The following is a 441-nucleotide window of genomic DNA, read 5'->3' as shown; positions in this document are numbered from 1 at the left end:
TTACGTTACCGCGATAAATCCCATCGGGATTTACGCTTGGCGCGGGGTGGAGCAGCCCGGTAGCTCGTCAGGCTCATAACCTGAAGGCCGCAGGTTCAAATCCTGCCCCCGCAACCAAATCAAAAAAGCCCGCCCCAAAAGGGCGGCTTTTTTGTATGACTCGTAACGGGTCGAGGATTTAACGCCTCGTCAGGGGCCCGCAAGCAGGCAAAGCCGACGCAGTGGGACAGAAAACCAAAAATCCTGCCCCCGAAACCAAATTCCAAAACACCCAAAAGTCCCCAAGCAGAAATGCATGGGGGCTCTTGTGTATCTCAGAGCTGGCTCGGTTTGTCTGAACAGTTTCGGGCGTTTTGCTAAGTGGATTTCCGCCTCGATTATGCTGCCGCCATCATCGGTGTCAGCGCGTTGAAGTAAGCCTGATCCGGCGTCTGCCGGTCA

1 tRNA gene is annotated in these 441 nt (G+C 55.1%); it reads left to right on the top strand.

From position 1 onward, the window contains the following. Positions 1 to 40 precede the first annotated feature (40 nt). A tRNA-Met gene (locus IB272_RS34500) sits at positions 41 to 117 on the top strand. Positions 118 to 441: the final 324 nt, after the last annotated feature.

The sequence above is a fragment of the Ensifer sp. ENS08 genome (genome assembly GCF_014852195.1).
Lineage (GTDB): Bacteria > Pseudomonadota > Alphaproteobacteria > Rhizobiales > Rhizobiaceae > Ensifer > Ensifer adhaerens.
The sequence above is the reverse complement of the archived record's forward strand: the minus strand, read 5'-3'. Positions and strand labels throughout refer to the sequence as shown.